This window comes from Flavobacterium sp. KKT103, assembly GCF_055640565.1.
This window is the reverse complement of sequence record NZ_CM145766.1, coordinates 101,885-119,963: the sequence shown is the minus strand read 5'-3', so window position 1 is coordinate 119,963 and position 18,079 is coordinate 101,885. Positions and strand designations below refer to the sequence as shown.

The following is an 18,079-nucleotide window of genomic DNA, read 5'->3' as shown; positions in this document are numbered from 1 at the left end:
TCTTAACTGAATGTTGGTACAATAAGCAAAATAAGGGCGTATGGGGGATGCCTTGGCTCTCAGAGGCGATGAAAGGCGTGATAAGCTGCGAAAAGTTACGGGGATTGGCACACACAATATGATCCGTAAATACCTGAATGGGGCAACCCACTAGATTGAAGATCTAGTACACCTACGGGTGGGCAAACCCGCTGAACTGAAACATCTAAGTAGGCGGAGGAGAAGAAAACAAAAGTGATTCCGTAAGTAGTGGCGAGCGAACGCGGATTAGCCCAAACCAATGTTGTTACGGCAATGTTGGGGTTGTAGGACCACGACATTTTATGTATGAAGAATTAGAATCTACTGGAAAGTAGAGCCATAGAAGGTGATAGCCCTGTATAAGTAATGAATATAATAGATAGTGGTATCCTGAGTAGGGCGGGACACGAGAAATCCTGTCTGAATTTGGCGGGACCATCCGCTAAGGCTAAATACTCCTGAGAGACCGATAGTGAACCAGTACCGTGAGGGAAAGGTGAAAAGAACCGTGAATAACGGAGTGAAATAGATCCTGAAACCATACGCTTACAAGCGGTCGGAGCCCTTTCGTGGGGTGACGGCGTGCCTTTTGCATAATGAGCCTACGAGTTAACGTTGCTGGCAAGGATAAGTGGTTAAGCCACGGATCCGTAGCGAAAGCGAGTCTGAATAGGGCGCTTTAGTCAGTAGTGTTAGACGCGAAACCGTGTGATCTACCCATGGGCAGGATGAAGCGCTGGTAACACAGTGTGGAGGTCCGAACCGGTTGACGTTGAAAAGTCTTCGGATGACCTGTGGGTAGGGGTGAAAGGCCAATCAAACTCGGAAATAGCTCGTACTCCCCGAAATGCATTTAGGTGCAGCGTTAGTTATAAAGTTATATAGAGGTAGAGCTACTGATTGGATGCGGGGGCTTCACCGCCTACCAATTCCTGACAAACTCCGAATGCTATATAATGTTCACTAACAGTGAGGGCTTGGGTGCTAAGGTCCAAGTCCGAGAGGGAAAGAACCCAGACCATCAGCTAAGGTCCCCAAATATATACTAAGTTGAAAGAACGCGGTTTGTCTGCATAGACAGCTAGGATGTTGGCTTGGAAGCAGCCATTCATTTAAAGAGTGCGTAACAGCTCACTAGTCGAGCGGACGAGCATGGATAATAATCGGGCATAAGTATATTACCGAAGCTATGGATTTACAATTTATTGTAAGTGGTAGGGGAGCATTCTATCAGGGTAGAAGGTGTGTTGTAAAGCATGCTGGACTGGATAGAAAAGAAAATGTAGGCATAAGTAACGATAATGCGGGCGAGAAACCCGCACACCGAAAGACTAAGGTTTCCACAGCTATGCTAATCAGCTGTGGGTTAGTCGGGACCTAAGGCGAACCCGAAAGGGACAGTCGATGGACAACGGGTTAATATTCCCGTACTACTGTTAACTGTGATGGGGTGACGGAGTGATGAAAGTGCCGCGAACTGACGGAATAGTTCGTTGAAGTACCTACCTATAAGGCCCGCAGGCAAATCCACGGGCTTTGGGGAAATACGATAGTACTCGGCGTCTTCGGACAAAGAGATAGTGCACCTAAGGGCTTCCAAGAAAAACCTCTAAACTTCAGGTTAATAGTACCCGTACCGCAAACCGACACAGGTAGTCGAGATGAGAATTCTAAGGTGCTCGAGAGATTCATGGCTAAGGAATTAGGCAAAATAGACCCGTAACTTCGGGAGAAGGGTCGCCAGCAGCAATGCTGGCCGCAGTGAAGAGGTCCAGGCGACTGTTTATCAAAAACACAGGGCTCTGCAAAATCGTAAGATGAAGTATAGGGCCTGACACCTGCCCGGTGCTGGAAGGTTAAGAGGAGATGTTATCTTCGGAGAAGCATTGAATTGAAGCCCCAGTAAACGGCGGCCGTAACTATAACGGTCCTAAGGTAGCGAAATTCCTTGTCGGGTAAGTTCCGACCTGCACGAATGGTGTAACGATCTGGACACTGTCTCAGCCATGAGCTCGGTGAAATTGTAGTAACGGTGAAGATGCCGTTTACCCGCAGTGGGACGAAAAGACCCTGTGCACCTTTACTATAGCTTAGTATTGACCTTGGATAAATGATGTGTAGGATAGGTTGGAGACTGTGAAGTGGCGTCGCTAGGCGTTGTGGAGTCATTGTTGAAATACAACCCTTTGTTTATCTGAGGCCTAACCCCGCGATTGCGGGGGACATTGCTTGGTGGGTAGTTTGACTGGGGTGGTCGCCTCCAAAAGAGTAACGGAGGCTTCTAAAGGTTCCCTCAGTACGCTTGGTAACCGTGCGAAGAGTGCAATGGCATAAGGGAGCTTGACTGAGAGACATACAGGTCGATCAGGTACGAAAGTAGAGCATAGTGATCCGGTGGTTCCGCATGGAAGGGCCATCGCTCAAAGGATAAAAGGTACGCCGGGGATAACAGGCTGATCTCCCCCAAGAGCTCATATCGACGGGGGGGTTTGGCACCTCGATGTCGGCTCGTCACATCCTGGGGCTGGAGAAGGTCCCAAGGGTTGGGCTGTTCGCCCATTAAAGTGGCACGCGAGCTGGGTTCAGAACGTCGTGAGACAGTTCGGTCTCTATCTACTGTGGGCGCAAGAAATTTGAATGGATCTGATTCTAGTACGAGAGGACCGAATTGGACTAACCTCTAGTGTATCTGTTGTCACGCCAGTGGCACCGCAGAGTAGCTACGTTGGGAAGGGATAAGCGCTGAAAGCATATAAGCGCGAAACCCACCATAAGATGAGATTTCTTTTAAGGATCGTGGGAGATGACCACGTTGATAGGCTATAGATGTAAAGGCAGTAATGTCATAGTCGAGTAGTACTAATAATCCGTAAGCTTATGTACACTTTTCCTGCGGGGTAACCCGCAGGGAGAAACTTTCTCCCTTCGACTTCGCTCAGGGCAAGTCAAGATTAATACTTTTTTCTTTATCTCAATGTGTTAAGATATTATGTAATGTTAATTAGCAAATAGCTAATTTACCCATTGCAAAACGACCTTAAGGTGGTTATTGCGGCGGGGCTCACCTCTTCCCATCCCGAACAGAGTAGTTAAGCCCGCCTGCGCAGATGGTACTGCAGTTATGTGGGAGAGTATGTCGTCGCCTTTCTTTTTAAAAACCCTGATTCTAAAGAATCAGGGTTTTTTGTTTTATAGATGTCCCGTCCTGAAATAGCGGCTCGGTTCGTTGTCTTTCTTTATTGAAATCCTGATTCATCTGAGTTAGTTTCTTCTGTTTTTCAGCTGATTTTCTTGTAAAAACTGATTTTTTGCCTGAGGGATAGTAGTGAAAATCCTTTTTTGAGGCTTTTTTTTAGCCGCAAAAAAGATTGTAACGAATAGCCCGACGGTACTGGAATGAAGTGGAAGTAGCGGCAGGCCCAAGAAAATGGAATAAATAGTTAACTTAGTTAAAAGATTCCTCTATTGTGTTTTTCTGAATTATGCCTAAAAACATCATTAAATGTGGCTAAATGCCGGTATGTGGCGCAAAGTAGCTCAAGTTTAAAAGTTGCATATTAACTGAACGTGGTATGTAATTCAAATTGATACAATCTTCATTTTTTTAGATCATTATGGTGAAAGCTATATAAGGATATCTAAAGCTTTTTTAATCTTAAGGGTGTATCTAATTCGCGCTTTTGATAAGTATATTATTGATTTTGTTGCTAAATTAAATATATGGGCTTAAATCTAGATTAAGAATAGTTCCGACTTTATAGAACTCCTCATTTATCTTTGCATTCAGAATTAGTTTTTCGTCAGATACCGGATGGTTAAAGATTAATTGATGTGCGTGAAGCATCATTCCTTTTAGTTCATAGTTCTCTAGCCACAATTTGTTTTGTTTGTTACAGCCATGAGGACGACTTCCTAATATTGGATGGAAAATATGTTTGAAATGTTTGCGAAGTTGGTGCATACGTCCCGTTTCAGGAATCGCTTCTACTAGACAATATCTTGAAGTTGGTTTATTATTAAATGCTAAATCAATTTCTGTGGTTTGTAAGCGATGAAAGTACGTTATCGCATTTTGTTTGATGTCATCATCATTAGTTAAATCATAATCAATGGTCGATTCTGGAAGAGTCCAACCACGTAAAATGGCTAAGTATTTTTTTTCGACTTCCCGTAAAGCAAAACGGTCATTCATGATTTTCAGGGTCGACTTGTCTAAGGCAAATAATAAAACTCCCGATGTTTTTCGGTCTAATCGATGAATAGGGTACACATGTTGTCCTCCTATTTGATTGCGCAGCTCTTGTATAGCATACACTTTTGCATCACGGGCATAAAAAGATTTGTGTACTAATAGACCGCTTGGCTTATTAATAGCAACTATATATTCATCTTGATAAAGAATTTCTAACATCCCACAAAAATACTAGACATTTCCTTTGAATTCAGTTTTAAAGCTTTTAATTTTCAAGCCTTACACAATTGATAATTGATTGCCTCTTTAAGTAAGTTTTGAATTTTATTTTGAATTGATGTTGAAAGAAATTTCGATTGGCATAATGAATTGTGCCATCCAAATTCCTAAAAGGGTGATTCGTAAGTATTTTTACGAAAAAGACTCGATTTAAAACCGAATTTGTATCTTGTTCTGCTAAAATTAAATAGGTCAGGCTACTACTTTCTGGAAATTTAGACAAACGCTTTTCAGTTCCTTTTAATAGAAATAATCTAAAACATGAAAAAATCACTACTGCTATTCACCGCATTTCTGGCCTTGTCGGCCTGCTCCAAACATCAAGAGAAAAAAACTACGCCCATAACCGGAATAGATTCTACAATTGTTCCAGGTAATGATTTTTTTAAGTTTGTCAATGGTAAATGGTATGATTCTGTTCCAATCCCAGCATCTCAGTCGGGAGTTGGTGCCTATATGTTTATGAACTATCCGCAACGAATGCGATTGCAAGGAATTTTAGACAGTATTTCGCATAGTAAAAATCCAGCAGGAAGTATAGCTGAAAAGGTTGGTGACTTTTATGCATCGGGCATGGATACCATCACCATTGAAAAACGGGGTTTTGCACCTATCAAACCTTTACTTGCTAAAATTGATGCCATTACTGATTTGCCATCATTACTAAATTTTGTCGCTAGTGAAGTGAAAGTTGACAATGCATCTATTATCGGTTTTGGAATATCATCTGATGAAAAAAACAGCAGTATGAATATTGCTCAATTGTATCAAACAGGTTTAGGCTTGCCTGATCGTGATTATTATTTTAAATCAGATGCATCAACACTACAGATTCAACAAGCCTATAAAAAGTATCTAACTTCATTATTTGAACAAACAGGCAATAATCCTCAAGTGGCTAAACTAAATGCAGATCTAGTTTTTAATATCGACAAACAACTTGCTAAGTCACATAAAACTAAAGTTGAACTTCGAGACGTACAAGCTAATTATAATAAAATTGCTGTCTCTGACCTTGTAAAAAGGCATCCCAACTTAAACTGGACTGGTTTTTTAAATAATTTAGGAGCAAAAACCGATTCTATAAATGTGGGGCAACCTGCTTATTATGATGCCCTTAATAAATTAGTCAAGTCAATTCCCATCGCTGATTGGAAAATTTATTTGAAAGCAAATTCTATAGAACGATATGCAGACGATTTGAGTAAGCCTTTCGTAGATGCTTCGTTTGAGTACACTAAGGTGCTCTCTGGTCAAGCGGTACAAAAAACACGTGGTGAAAAAATGGCCAGTGTTCTTGATAATTATCTAGGCGAAGCACTTGGCGAGTTATATGTAAAAAAGTATTTCTCAGAAGAGGCTAAGAAACGAATGTTGACTTTGGTTAACAATTTACAAAAGGCCTATGCTAAGCGAATAGATAATCTAGAATGGATGAGTCCAATTACCAAAAAGAAGGCCAAAGAAAAGCTTTTTGCCATCACTAAAAAAATTGGATATCCTGATAAATGGAGAGACTATAGCAGTGTGACTGTTGTAAGAAATACCTATTTCGAAAATAAGGTTTCTGCCGCGACCACTGCTTATCAATTTCAGTTAGCTAAGTTGGGAAAACCAGTCGATAAATCAGAATGGTATACAACAACTCCAACAGTGACGGCTTATAACAACCCAACAGCAAACGAAATTGTTTTTCCAGCGGGTATTTTACAACCGCCGTATTTTGATAATAATGCTGATGATGCATTGAATTACGGTGGAATAGGAATGGTTATTGGTCATGAAATAACACATACGTTTGATGACCAAGGTGCACAATATGACAAAAATGGTAACCTAAAAAACTGGTGGACAAAAGAGGATTATGCGCAGTTTAAGGCAAGAATACAGCAAGTTACTAATTTGTATAGTACGTTTACAGTTTTAGGAGATTTACCCATAAATGGCGCATTAACAGTAGGAGAGAATACAGCTGATATTGCTGGAATTGCTGTTGCTTACGATGCGTTCAAAATGACAGAAGAAGGAAAAGGGAACGTGAAAATTGACGGTTTCACACCAGACCAACGCTTCTTTATTTCTTTAGCTAAAATATGGAGAGTAAAAATGAAAGACGAATACCTGCGCTTGTGGATAAACAATAACCCACACTCACCACCAAACTGGCGTGTTAATGGTCCGCTTATGAATACAACGCCTTTTTACGATGCTTTTAATGTAAAAGAAGGAGACAAGATGTTTTTACCTAAAAAAGACAGAATAACAATTTGGTAAGTTGCAATCATGATTTTACTTTAATAAGAACTGCGCAAATGTATTTAGATACGTTGCGCAGTTTTTGCTTTATAGAAATTGGAACTTTTAGAAGATTTTGAGTTATAGCATAAAAGAAGCTCTAAATTTTTTCGAAGTTTTTTAGTGTTGGAAGCGCTAAAATAGCTACCAATTGTTTTTTCTCTTTACGAAATGTTTTTTAAGAAGTGTAATAGTTTTATTTCCTTTTGGATAATTCGTATCATAAAAATTGCAAATAGAAGTAAAAAAATATATCCGCTTAATAAAATGTATAGATAAAAGCCTCTTGAGAAAATACTTTTAAAAATAGGTAAAAGCAATGTAAATCCAGCAGTATACATGAGGTAAATGATGGGAGTAAGAATGTAATGTATTTTTTTTCTCCAAGTATAAAACTGATGTGCTAGTTTACTGTATTCTATTAAGGTAAGATCAGTATTTAAATTAGCTAGCTTTTTTACGCTAATCCATTCTAAGGCTACACGACTCCCAAGCATTACAATCATCATACCCACACCAATACTAAACTGGAGATGACTATAAGCACCCGACCAAATGTAATAGGATATTAATATTATTGAGGTAAGGCTCAAAATTATTCTAGTCCACATATGATTGCGTTTAATTTTATTAACATGTGACTCTGCTCTTTTTATGATTTCGATGGCAGTTGGTTGTGACATAGATGCTGTCTGTAAATCCCAGATATTTTGTAATTCTTCAAATGTTTTCATTTTGTACACATTGAGTTAATTTTTTTTTAATTCTATGAATTCTAACACGAAGGGCTTCTTCGGTGATCCCGATTACTTCTGATATTTCCTGATATTCTAGACCGTCTAGCGTCATCAGGATAATCATCTTATTCGCTTCTTCCAATTTTTGGATGCATTGATACATTTGTCTAAGTTGCTCGTCTTTTTCACTCGAATAGGTATCAGAAGTAATTTGAGGTAGGATACCGGTCCTAATTTCTTTATTTGTAGATGATTTTCTTAGATAAAGAAGACAAGTATTTACTGCAATTCTGTATATCCAAGTGCTAATACTTGATTGATTTCTAAAAGTGTTTAATTTCTCCCAGACTTTGACAAAGATTTCTTGAGTTGCATCAGAAGCCAATGCGGTATCTCCACAAAAATAACCTTTGCATAAACGAAACACTTTATTGTAATGCTTGTAATAGATCTCGTCGAATTGTTCTTTATTAGCCACGTTATTTTAATTCAAGTTTTACTTTATTTATAAACCATTCCGGCTGATCGTACATAACAAAATGAGCGGAGTTTGCTGCATACTGAATTTTAACAGTGGGAAGGTTTTCATACTGGGCTTTATAGGTGTTTTGTACTGTGGGAAGATCCGGATTTGAGGCAGCTAAAATTACAACAGGAATTTTAATTTTAGAAATTTCTTTTCTCAGGTCTAAATTTAGCATGTCAATATAACCGTGAACGTAAGTTTTTCTATCCACAAGACTCATCCATTCATTGATGGTTTTTTGTTTTTCTTTGTTCATACACATAAAAGAAGTGGACTGTGCATTCATTCCGTCAAACGCTTTTTGATCCATGTTGAGCATCATTTTACTCTGAGGATTGTCATACGGAATAATTTCTCCTGTGTAATTAGGCATCATCAAAGCGGCAGTTCCAGGTAAAGCATCAACAATAATTAATTTTTTGAACAAATTAGTTTCCTGAGAGGCTAACCACAAACTTAAAGTGCCTCCCAAACTATGACCAATTAATGTAGCGTTCTTTATTTTTTTATTTTTTACATATAATATGAGCTGATCTTTAATGGTAGCCAACCACGGACTTTCAATCGGAGGAACGTTTCCAAATCCAGCAAAAGTAAAAATATGACATTCGTTGTTTTTAGAAAGTTCGGCTACTGTTTCATTCCAAACTTCTCCAGTGCAGCCGAAACCAGGGAATAACAAGATTGGAGTTCCTTTTCCTTTTACCTCTACTTTGAAAGCATTTTGAGCAAAAACAGATTTTGACATCAAAAGGACAAATACAATAATTAAAATAGACTTCGTTTTCATAAGATTTAATTTTTTAAAGTTTACCTTTTGATACAGTACTAGTTTAATTGTTACATCAAAAAAGCATTTTTTTTTTTCAAGAATCAAATTTCGGATTTAAAGTCATGTAAATCGCACTGATTGTAAATTTTTAAAAACACAAAACGTAAGGTTTTTCAAGTTGTGTTTAAGTTATCATTCCCACAATATGAATCACTCTTTATAAATTAAAAAATTGCCGCTGATTCGCAGATTAAATAAAAGTTAGCGTTCGTATTTGCGCTGTAACACAATAAAAATGGCTACGTCGTTAGAGAAATTCGTGAAGTAAATTGGGTTGTTGAGAATGTTTTGCTTTAAAATAAGTTGCCCAATTGCTACTTTTAAGAGTGGGCTATAATAGCAAATCTAAGATAATTGAATTTAAGGTAAAAAACCACATAAAATAGGTTCTTACAGTAGGGGAGAATAGGAGCTATTTTATAATTATTGGGTATAAAAAAAGCCTCACATCCCTGTGAAGCTTTTTCTAGTAGCGGGAACAGGACTCGAACCTGTGACCTTCGGGTTATGAGCCCGACGAGCTGCCTACTGCTCTATCCCGCGATGTGCGTTTTGTAATCTCAATAAGGCTACTTAGTAGCGGGAACAGGACTCGAACCTGTGACCTTCGGGTTATGAGCCCGACGAGCTGCCTACTGCTCTATCCCGCGTTGTTTCGGGTGCAAAGATACAATCAATTTCTGCATTTTACAAGATAAATTTTAAAAAATGTTTTATTTTATCTATTGACTTGATATGACTACCTTTGTGGCATAAATTATAGTAGAAATGTCACATAAAGCAGGTTTTGTAAATATCATAGGTAATCCAAACGTTGGGAAATCAACGCTCATGAATGCCTTTGTTGGAGAACGATTGTCAATAATCACTTCAAAAGCACAAACAACACGTCATAGAATTTTAGGAATTGTAAACGGAGAAGATTTTCAAATGATCTTGTCAGACACGCCAGGAATCATCAAACCGGCATACGAAATGCAAGAATCGATGATGAATTTCGTAAAATCAGCGTTTGAGGATGCTGATATTTTGATTTACATGGTCGAAATAGGCGAGCAGGATTTAAAGGACGAAGCGTTTTTTAATAAAATCATCCATTCTAAAATCCCTGTTTTATTGTTATTAAACAAAATCGATAATTCTAATCAAGAACAATTAGAGCAACAGGTGGCTTTTTGGGCTGAGAAAGTACCTAATGCCGAAATATATCCAATATCAGCATTGAAGAACTTTAATGTACCTGAGGTTTTTCAGCGTATCATTTCGCTTTTGCCTGAATCACCCGCATATTATCCAAAAGATCAATTAACAGACAAGCCGGAGCGTTTCTTTGTTAATGAAACTATTCGTGAGAAAATCTTATTGAACTACAGTAAGGAAATCCCATATGCAGTTGAAATCGTTACGGAGGAGTTTTTTGAAGATGAAAAAATAATCCGTATTCGTTCCTTAATAATGGTTGAGCGCGAAACTCAAAAAGGAATCATCATTGGTCACAAAGGAGCTGCTTTGAAAAAAGTAGGTACTGAGGCGCGTGAGGATTTAGAGAAATTCTTTGGTAAACAAATTCACATCGAATTAGTGGTGAAAGTAAACAAAAATTGGAGAAGCAATGCCAACATGCTAAAACGTTTTGGTTACAATCAATAAAGTAACATACGCCCTAATTTAGTTATCCTAATAAAAACAGCATTCAAGTATAAATTGAATGCTGTTTTTTTATGACCTAAACTTATATAGAAAGAGTTTGCCGTGCCAAATAGAGAAGGATTGTGAAAAAAGTATTTGGGCGTAACCCGTATAATCCCGATAGTTATCGGGATTATACGGGTCGGGCTATTCGTTGCAATCTTTTTACTGGCTAAAAAGCCAGTAAAAAGGATTTTCACTGCTATCCCTTACGCAGCGCGGTGTAAGCAGGATGTTGTTGCAGTTGTACGTGGAGTAGCCCAGATAGTAACGGCATCCTTTTATGCTGGCGTTCAGCATAAAAGATAGAGTGAATAGCTGGAAATAGCTCCAAGAAACCATAAAAAGCAGAGACGCTCAGAAACTTAGCGACTTAGCGACTTTTTTTAACTACCTTTGCCAAATATTTCAAATTAGAATTATGAATAACATTGTTGCGATAGTAGGAAGACCTAATGTGGGGAAATCAACCCTTTTCAATAGGCTGATACAAAGAAGAGAAGCTATTGTAGATTCGGTTTCGGGAGTTACTCGAGATAGAAACTATGGTAAAAGCGAGTGGAACGGAAAAGAGTTTTCTGTGATAGATACCGGAGGTTACATCCGTGGATCTGATGACGTGTTTGAAGGAGAGATTCGCAAGCAGGTTGAATTGGCAATCGATGAGGCTGATGTCATCATCTTTGTTGTTGATGTTGAGGAAGGAATCACTCCTATGGATGATACCGTAGCTAAGTTGCTACGCAAGGTTAAAAAGCCAGTTCTATTAGCTGTAAATAAAGTGGATAATGCTATGCGTGAGAAGGACGCAGTAGAGTTTTATAACTTAGGTTTAGGAGAGTATTATACTTTCGCTAGTATCTCAGGTAGTGGTACAGGAGATTTATTGGATGCTTTGATTAAAGCTTTCCCAGAAAAACCAGAAGTAGAAGAAGCTTCTGACTTGCCTCGTTTTGCAGTTGTAGGTCGCCCTAATGCTGGGAAATCAAGTTTCATCAATGCCTTAATTGGTAAAGATCGTTATATAGTAACTGATATTGCGGGTACAACTCGTGATTCTATCGATACAAAATTTGACCGTTTTGGTTTTGAATTTAACTTAGTAGATACAGCGGGAATCCGTCGTAAAGCTAAGGTTAAGGAAGATTTAGAGTTTTACTCGGTAATGCGCTCTGTACGTGCTATTGAGCATGCTGATATTTGTATTTTGATTATTGATGCAACTCGTGGATTTGAAGGTCAAGATCAAAGTATATTTTGGTTGGCTGAGAAAAACCGTAAAGGAGTTGTAATCTTAGTAAACAAGTGGGATTTAGTCGAAAAAGAGACCATGTCTACTAGAGATTACGAAGAGAAAATCAGACAAGAGTTAATGCCATTTACAGATGTGCCTATTCTTTTTGTGTCTGCCTTAACAAAACAACGTTTATTAAAAGCACTTGAAGCTACGGTAAAAGTGTATGAAAATAGACAACAACGTATTGCTACTTCAAAATTCAACGAGTACATGTTGAAGGTAATTGAAGCGTATCCACCGCCTGCAACTAAAGGAAAATATGTGAAAATTAAATATTGTATGCAGTTGCCAACGCAAACTCCGCAATTTGTATTTTTTGCTAATATGCCACAATATGTAAAGGAGCCTTACAAGCGTTACCTTGAAAATAAAATTAGAGACAATTGGGATTTCGCAGGAGTGCCAATTGATATTTATATCAGAGAGAAATAAAAACTAAAAATCCCGATTCAAATCGGGATTTTTTTTTGTTTTAAAGTATCGGTTACTTACAATTGATTTTTAATTTGATGGTGTAATCAGGTTTTAATGGTTCATTTGTTTGTGCTAAACGTTGCGAGCCGGTATTTGCAGGACAAGCGATGTCATTAGTAGCATCATAAATCACGGGTTTAGCAGCTGAAATGAGTCCTGTAGGGACATAGATTTGTACTTGGGTTGTAGCATAACCATAGGGAAAATACCGAATGTAGTATCCATTAGGATGTAGTGTCCAAATGCCGCTTGGGATATCAGCACGGGCTGGCGCCATACCAGCAATGATCGCATACTTTTCCATTTCGGCAAAACTAGAGTTGCCCGAAGCTACCATTTTACGGATGTTGTTTTCGGCTTCAAATGCGTCTTGCAGCGCATCAGGTAATTTAGATTTGGCCTGATCCATTACACTTTTTGGTAATACGCCTAGCATTCCTCCTTCGAGCTTTGTTAGTTCGATTGGTGTAAGCAATGCAATAGCAGTTAATTTAACTTGTCCGCTGTAATCAGCAAATCGTGCTCGTGCAATTATGGTCCACAGCAGGACTTGAATGTCGTTTTGTTTAATTTCGGGATGCTTTTCGGCACTTTTTAGAATTGCAATGACAATATCTTTTTGTGGACCAAGAGTTGGAGCATACATATACCCATCACCTTTGGAGGGTGCATAGGTTCCTGCTTTTAGACAATAACTCTTGGCGGTCATCTCATAAAAACCTTCACATAAAATAAAGCCACCAGTGCTCGCTTTAGGTAGTAAATACAAAGGTTGTATATTCTTCACGATAATATCGTTCGGAAATTTGGCACCTGTTTGATTGACATCTTCAAATGAAGTTGTAATTGCTGCGGGCTTTTTAAGTATTTCTGTTAGACCTAGTTTTTGAGAACCCAAAGAAGCTCCTGCTTCTAAGACTTTTTGTTTCCAGCCGCTAAATTGGGAATAACCATTTATACTATTCAATGTAAGTAGCAGGATAAGTAGAGCTGCTAAGCTGATGTTTTTCATGATTGGTTAATTTTTGACCAATCAAATATAAGATTATATAGACAAGTTTCAAATTTAAGTAGTTTAACTTTGCGTTATCTTGTTTGCTGTTAGAATTATACTGCCGAAAATATGAAAATATAAAGTTGTGTGGTTGTAATTAATTTTAGATATAAAAGGAGTTGGTTATACCGACTTATTGACTCGATTTAAGATTTATTTGTGCTATATTAAGCTCAATTCCCCATGTAATTTGCTGACTTTAAAACGATGATTTGAATAAAGTTGGTGTAAATTTTACTTGTACATATGCCCAAGTTGGTATACGGTTAGCATCTCCTGTTTTCTTTATTGTAGTTAACGTATTTGTTGGTAAGGCCACAGAAAAACCGCTTTCGATAGCAGTGTAGCTATTGGGTTTATAGGTTACTAATAAATCGTTCTCGTAGCCCATGAATTTAGTTAGAGTGGTATTGGCAGCAGTTATGAAGCTCTTTTGAGTATAAAATAAGTGGTTGGTGGAACTAATTTCTAAATGTGGATTTATGGTTTTGCTGATATAAAAATAAGGATTCACTAGTCCGGCGTTATTCAAGTCGGTTGGGAATCTTGTAAAGTAATCTAAGGATCCATTAAAGCGATGTGCTACGCCATACAGCGGCACGAAGTTGTGATCAATCGCTCCAATTTTTCCGTTATCTCCACTTAAGATTTCAGCTCCTAATTTGAAAGTAATTTTGTTAGCGCTGGTATATCTCAATTCTGGTTGCAAGTACCAAGCATTTATCGTTTTCCCTGTAGTATTTCTTCCGGATTGGAAATAAGTATTGGTAGTGAGGTACCATTGTCTTTTTTGGTATTCCAGTCGTCCGCCATAGGTAAATCGCCAGTAATTTTGTTCTTTATTATTGGCATCTTGATATGCATCAGAAGCTGTTATGGTTGTCAAAGTAAAAACATCATTGTATTGGTATTTTAGATAATGAACTAGTAATGCCTTATAATTAGTCCAGGTGGAGGGTGTGCTGTTAGCTGCTGTAGTACTTAATTCAGTTGGAGTAAAATCAGTTCCAAAAAACCTTTCACTAGTTTGATTGAACGCACCAACCAACTCGGTATTGAGTTTTTTAGATTTAAATCTTAAATTTATGGCATCGTGTGCACCTGCATTTACGCGCCATTCATTTTCAGCAAACAAACGCTGGTTGTCGTAGGCTAAGCGCTGCCTGCCAATTCGAATAGAGAGTGAGTGGGTTAATAAAGGTTCAATATAACCTTCAAACAATTGAATGGTCCCGTTTAATCCTTTAGGGTCTTTTGATCCCCAAACTCTTGCGTCCTGAATTGAAAAAACAGCATTTAAGTGCGAATCATCTTGATAGGAGAAATTTATTCTACTCCTTTGATTGACAAAGGCGGCAGGAGCGGTACTTGCATCGGGAATATTTCCATAGCCATTTCGATATTCCAATCGATTTTTTATCTGTAAATCTAGAAGAAATGTTTTGTGACTTGTTGTCGAATGAACTTCGGTTTGTGTTGCTTTCCGAATAGAATCAATCTCCTTTTGATTTACAAATCCCTTTTTTACTAATAATTCTAATAGTGCATCATTAGATTGAGCTGAACCGGTTGCTACTGCAAACAAGGTGAATAGGGAAGCTACTGTTTTTTTTAGGTTCATTGTTTATTTTAAATTTCAGCAAATATATACTAATTATACCTAAATAGTAGAGTTAATTGTAAACTATGTTTTTTTTACTAGCGAAGCTATGGTAATACCGTTCATAGCTTTCAACGTTTCATCTCGAATTAGCACTAATCCGTGGTGTAAACTGCATTCTGATTCCGTGGTACAATCTAAACAACGTTCGTAAAAATTTAAGGAAGCACAGGGCAATAAGGCAATAGCTCCATCAAAGAGGCGATGAATATCGGATAGGGTGATGTCGTTTCCAGATTTTAAAAGGTAATAACCACCATTTTTTCCTTGCTTACTACCTACAATATGACCTCTTTTTAAATCTAATAAAATTTGTTCTAAAAACTTTTTAGGAATCATTGCTGTCGCCGCAATTTCACTTGTTTTAGCAATATGACCTTCCTTTTGTTCGGCTAAGTATAGTAGTGCTTTTAAGGCGTATTTTGTTTTGTTGGAAAGCATTGTATTTGTTAGTTTGGCTTATGACTTTTGTGATTGGTTGATTAAAGATAAACAAACTAGTCATAAAGTCAAGATATTCTTTGAAAGTTACCTTTTGTAGTGTCGTTTACTTCCTCCTTGGATATGAATCAGTAGTTAGATCCGTTTGTTTGCTTGCTGTCCAAAAATAAGAAAGACTGCGCTAGGCAGTCTTTCTTATGTTTTTACCAGCCTCCGCTAGATCCTCCACCTGAGAATCCGCCTCCGCCAAATCCACCTCCGAAGCCACCGCCACCAAAGCCTCCTCCTGATGAACCACCCCCAAAACCGCCACCTCCGCCACCACGACCGAGATTGCTAAGGATAATGACATCGAGTAAGCTTGGGCCACCGCCGCCACGATTTCCAGAGTTTCCGCCGCCACCTTTATTTCTAGAGGCTAATGCAATGATTACGATCACAATAATTAGTAATGGCACAAAGGGAAAATCACTTCCCTCATTATTTTTCTTTCGTTCTCCTTTGTACTTTCCTTTAAAAACATCAAAGAGCGCATCTGTTCCTTTGTTGATACCGTTATAATAACTTCCAGCTTTGAATTCGGGAATAATTATATTTCGGATGATTTCGCCACCTGTTCCAGCTGTTAGTCGGTCTTCTAGACCATAACCTGGATTAATGGCAATTTTTCTTTCCTTTTTTGCGACCAAGATAATGACGCCATTGTCATCTTTTGCCGTTCCTCCAATCCCCCAAGTTTGTCCCCATTTAGTGGCCAACTGACTAACATCTTCATTCTCTAAGCTTTCAATTGTAATCACTACAATTTGAGTAGTAGTGGTATCAGCGTATTGAATTAATTTTTGTTCGAGTTGTTGCTTCTCGGATGCGCTAAATAAGTTCGCGTAATCATATACGGATGTTTGTAAATCAGGTAACTTAGGTATTGTGTATTGGGCAAAAAGGAAACTGCTATTTAATAGTAAGGCAAAAAACAGCAACAGTGTTGCTCTTGTTTTAAGACTTTTGACTTTCGACTTTTGACTTATTTTCATTATCCTTTCGATATTTCATTTGATAATTCATTCGTATCATCCTCTGACCACGGAAAGTATTTTTTTAACTCTTCGCCAGCTCTTAAAATACCGTCGATCAAGCCTTGTTTGAAGTTTCCGCTCTTGAAATGGGCAATCATGATATCTTTAGTTGTATCCCAAAAATCATTGGAAACAATATCATTAATTCCTTGGTCGCCACAAATTACAAATGTTTTATCTGCGACAGCAACATAAATTAAAACGCCGTTTTTTAATTGAGTCTCATGCATTTTTAGTTCATTAAAAACTTCCAGCGCGCGATCAAAAGGATCAAGTTTGGTTGTTTTTTCAAGATGTACTCTAATTTCTCCTGAGGTATTTTTTTCGGCCACACGAATGGCTTCAACAATTTCCTGTTCTTCGGCTGCAGTTAAAAAATCTTCTACTTTAGACATGAGTTTCTTTTTATGTTTTGAGATGTTTCTTAAAATACAAAACCATCAAGAAACAAGATGTATTAATTCTCAATAATCTATGTTTCTTAATGGTTGGTGTAATGTTTTTAGTCAGTTAGAATTTTACTTCTACAGGCTTGTCAGCGCCTTCAACTGCATTAAAGTATGCTTTTTCTTGGAAGCCAAACATTCCTGCAAAGATGCTGTTTGGAAACGTTTTGATGTGTGTGTTGTATGGTTTTACCGCTTCATTAAAACGAGTTCTAGCCGTTAAAATTTGATTTTCAGTACTCGCTAATTCGTCTTGTAATTTTAAAAAGTTTTCATTTGCTTTTAAATCAGGATAACGCTCTACTGAAACTAGTAAGCGAGATAGCGAACTGCTCACACCGCTTTGCGCTTGATTAAACTGCGCTAGTTGGTCTGCTGTAATGTTGGTAGGGTCAATGGTTACTTGGGTTGCTTTAGCACGCGCTTCAATAACTGCAGTAAGTGTGCTTTTTTCAAATTCAGCAGCTCCTTTAACCGTATTGACTAAGTTTCCAATAAGGTCATTACGTCTTTGGTAAGCCGTTTGAACATCTCCCCATGATTGCTCTATGTTTTGATTAAGTTCAACAGCGGTGTTGTTGATTCCTTTAACCCAGCTATAGATTCCTATTAGAACAACAGCTACAATAATCCAAGGTAAAAATTTTTTAAAATTCATGATTTTGTTTAATTTAATGTTTGTTATTTGTTTTGAGTTTGATTGTTATAATTTTCTTTATTACAATTCATTTTTAATATTCAGCAATTGCATTTTTATAGCTTCAAGCTTGCTGATAATGTCGAACTTATCCAAGGTTTTCTTTTGTCCCTCTTTCAAGTGTGTTTTTGCTCCTTCAAGTGTAAAACCTCTTTCTTTTACTAAGTGAAAAATAAGTTGGAGATTTTTTACATCTTCTGGAGTAAACATTCGGTTTCCTTTAGCATTTTTCTTTGGCTTAAGGATATCAAATTCACTATCCCAAAACCGAATCAACGATGCGTTCACATTAAAAGCCTTAGCGACTTCGCCAATACTGTAATACCTTTTATCTTTAGAAAGTTCAATGTGCATTTTAAATAT

General features: G+C 37.8%; 14 protein-coding genes, 2 tRNA genes and 2 rRNA genes. 5 read left to right on the top strand and 13 right to left on the bottom strand.

Annotated features, from left to right (window positions below; genetic code table 11):
- Positions 1–19: 19 nt before the first annotated feature.
- Positions 20–2,904: ribosomal RNA gene (locus ACZ2G0_RS00510) — 23S ribosomal RNA — on the top strand.
- 155 nt (positions 2,905–3,059) lie between these two features.
- Positions 3,060–3,169, top strand: a 5S ribosomal RNA gene (gene rrf / locus ACZ2G0_RS00505).
- Positions 3,170–3,733: 564 nt separating this feature from the next.
- On the opposite strand, the gene ACZ2G0_RS00500 is transcribed toward rrf, so the two are convergent.
- Positions 3,734–4,432 carry a pseudouridine synthase gene (locus tag ACZ2G0_RS00500; protein WP_470308531.1) on the bottom strand — a complete coding sequence of 233 codons (699 nt, stop codon included), beginning with the start codon at positions 4,430–4,432 and terminating at the stop codon, positions 3,734–3,736.
- Positions 4,433–4,753: 321 nt separating this feature from the next.
- Between ACZ2G0_RS00500 and ACZ2G0_RS00495 the strand changes: the two genes are divergently transcribed.
- Positions 4,754–6,766, top strand: a complete 2,013-nt coding sequence (locus ACZ2G0_RS00495) for a M13 family metallopeptidase (protein ID WP_470308530.1) — start codon at positions 4,754–4,756, stop codon at positions 6,764–6,766.
- 185 nt (positions 6,767–6,951) lie between these two features.
- Here ACZ2G0_RS00495 and ACZ2G0_RS00490 read toward each other — a convergent pair whose 3' ends face one another.
- The 5 genes from ACZ2G0_RS00490 to ACZ2G0_RS00470 all read right to left on the bottom strand — a co-directional run bounded on the left by ACZ2G0_RS00490 (position 6,952) and on the right by ACZ2G0_RS00470 (position 9,532).
- Entirely contained in the window at positions 6,952–7,521 is a 570-nt protein-coding gene (locus tag ACZ2G0_RS00490) for a hypothetical protein (RefSeq protein WP_470308529.1), read from the bottom strand.
- Complete coding sequence (locus ACZ2G0_RS00485) at positions 7,508–8,002, bottom strand: RNA polymerase sigma factor (protein ID WP_470308528.1); 495 nt, start codon at positions 8,000–8,002, stop codon at positions 7,508–7,510. Before ACZ2G0_RS00485 ends, ACZ2G0_RS00490 begins: the two co-directional genes overlap by 14 nt.
- Position 8,003: 1 nt before the next feature.
- A complete protein-coding gene (locus tag ACZ2G0_RS00480) occupies positions 8,004–8,840 on the bottom strand; it encodes an alpha/beta fold hydrolase (protein ID WP_470308527.1) in 837 nt (278 codons plus the stop codon).
- A gap of 512 nt (positions 8,841–9,352) precedes the next feature.
- Positions 9,353–9,425, bottom strand: a tRNA-Met gene (locus tag ACZ2G0_RS00475).
- A 34-nt stretch (positions 9,426–9,459) separates the two neighbouring features.
- Positions 9,460–9,532 (bottom strand) — tRNA-Met (locus ACZ2G0_RS00470).
- Positions 9,533–9,650: 118 nt separating this feature from the next.
- Here ACZ2G0_RS00470 and era point away from each other — a divergent pair.
- Positions 9,651–10,532 (top strand): GTPase Era, encoded by an 882-nt coding sequence (gene era / locus ACZ2G0_RS00465; protein WP_173837270.1) that lies wholly within the window; start codon positions 9,651–9,653, stop codon positions 10,530–10,532.
- Positions 10,533–10,992: 460 nt separating this feature from the next.
- The gene (der, locus tag ACZ2G0_RS00460; RefSeq protein WP_470308526.1) at positions 10,993–12,300 is read left to right on the top strand and encodes a ribosome biogenesis GTPase Der; all 1,308 of its coding nucleotides are present in this window, start codon (positions 10,993–10,995) and stop codon (positions 12,298–12,300) included.
- 52 nt (positions 12,301–12,352) lie between these two features.
- On the opposite strand, the gene ACZ2G0_RS00455 is transcribed toward der, so the two are convergent.
- The 7 genes from ACZ2G0_RS00455 to ACZ2G0_RS00425 all read right to left on the bottom strand — a co-directional run bounded on the left by ACZ2G0_RS00455 (position 12,353) and on the right by ACZ2G0_RS00425 (position 18,070).
- Positions 12,353–13,354 (bottom strand): hypothetical protein, encoded by a 1,002-nt coding sequence (locus tag ACZ2G0_RS00455; RefSeq protein WP_470308525.1) that lies wholly within the window; start codon positions 13,352–13,354, stop codon positions 12,353–12,355.
- A 241-nt stretch (positions 13,355–13,595) separates the two neighbouring features.
- A complete protein-coding gene (locus ACZ2G0_RS00450) occupies positions 13,596–15,017 on the bottom strand; it encodes an alginate export family protein (RefSeq protein WP_470308524.1) in 1,422 nt (473 codons plus the stop codon).
- 63 nt (positions 15,018–15,080) lie between these two features.
- A complete protein-coding gene (locus ACZ2G0_RS00445) occupies positions 15,081–15,497 on the bottom strand; it encodes an RrF2 family transcriptional regulator (protein ID WP_470308523.1) in 417 nt (138 codons plus the stop codon).
- Positions 15,498–15,700: 203 nt separating this feature from the next.
- Complete coding sequence (locus ACZ2G0_RS00440; protein ID WP_470308522.1) at positions 15,701–16,531, bottom strand: TPM domain-containing protein; 831 nt, start codon at positions 16,529–16,531, stop codon at positions 15,701–15,703.
- Complete coding sequence (locus ACZ2G0_RS00435) at positions 16,531–16,968, bottom strand: TPM domain-containing protein (protein WP_300288434.1); 438 nt, start codon at positions 16,966–16,968, stop codon at positions 16,531–16,533. Before ACZ2G0_RS00435 ends, ACZ2G0_RS00440 begins: the two co-directional genes overlap by 1 nt.
- Positions 16,969–17,083: 115 nt before the next feature.
- On the bottom strand, positions 17,084–17,677 hold the full coding sequence (locus ACZ2G0_RS00430) for a LemA family protein (protein WP_300288436.1): 594 nt from the start codon (positions 17,675–17,677) through the stop codon (positions 17,084–17,086).
- A 60-nt stretch (positions 17,678–17,737) separates the two neighbouring features.
- On the bottom strand, positions 17,738–18,070 hold the full coding sequence (locus ACZ2G0_RS00425) for a MerR family transcriptional regulator (RefSeq protein ID WP_470308521.1): 333 nt from the start codon (positions 18,068–18,070) through the stop codon (positions 17,738–17,740).
- Between the last annotated feature and the right edge of the window lie 9 nt (positions 18,071–18,079).

Coding starts and splice junctions, on each gene's coding strand:
- ACZ2G0_RS00500 (WP_470308531.1), bottom strand. CDS start 4,432: ATGTTAGAAATTCTTTATCAAGATGAATATATAGTTGCTATTAATAAG.
- ACZ2G0_RS00495 (WP_470308530.1), top strand. CDS start 4,754: ATGAAAAAATCACTACTGCTATTCACCGCATTTCTGGCCTTGTCGGCC.
- ACZ2G0_RS00490 (WP_470308529.1), bottom strand. CDS start 7,521: ATGAAAACATTTGAAGAATTACAAAATATCTGGGATTTACAGACAGCA.
- ACZ2G0_RS00480 (WP_470308527.1), bottom strand. CDS start 8,840: ATGAAAACGAAGTCTATTTTAATTATTGTATTTGTCCTTTTGATGTCA.
- era (WP_173837270.1), top strand. CDS start 9,651: ATGTCACATAAAGCAGGTTTTGTAAATATCATAGGTAATCCAAACGTT.
- der (WP_470308526.1), top strand. CDS start 10,993: ATGAATAACATTGTTGCGATAGTAGGAAGACCTAATGTGGGGAAATCA.
- ACZ2G0_RS00455 (WP_470308525.1), bottom strand. CDS start 13,354: ATGAAAAACATCAGCTTAGCAGCTCTACTTATCCTGCTACTTACATTG.
- ACZ2G0_RS00450 (WP_470308524.1), bottom strand. CDS start 15,017: ATGAACCTAAAAAAAACAGTAGCTTCCCTATTCACCTTGTTTGCAGTA.
- ACZ2G0_RS00445 (WP_470308523.1), bottom strand. CDS start 15,497: ATGCTTTCCAACAAAACAAAATACGCCTTAAAAGCACTACTATACTTA.
- ACZ2G0_RS00440 (WP_470308522.1), bottom strand. CDS start 16,531: ATGAAAATAAGTCAAAAGTCGAAAGTCAAAAGTCTTAAAACAAGAGCA.
- ACZ2G0_RS00435 (WP_300288434.1), bottom strand. CDS start 16,968: ATGTCTAAAGTAGAAGATTTTTTAACTGCAGCCGAAGAACAGGAAATT.
- ACZ2G0_RS00430 (WP_300288436.1), bottom strand. CDS start 17,677: ATGAATTTTAAAAAATTTTTACCTTGGATTATTGTAGCTGTTGTTCTA.
- ACZ2G0_RS00425 (WP_470308521.1), bottom strand. CDS start 18,070: ATGCACATTGAACTTTCTAAAGATAAAAGGTATTACAGTATTGGCGAA.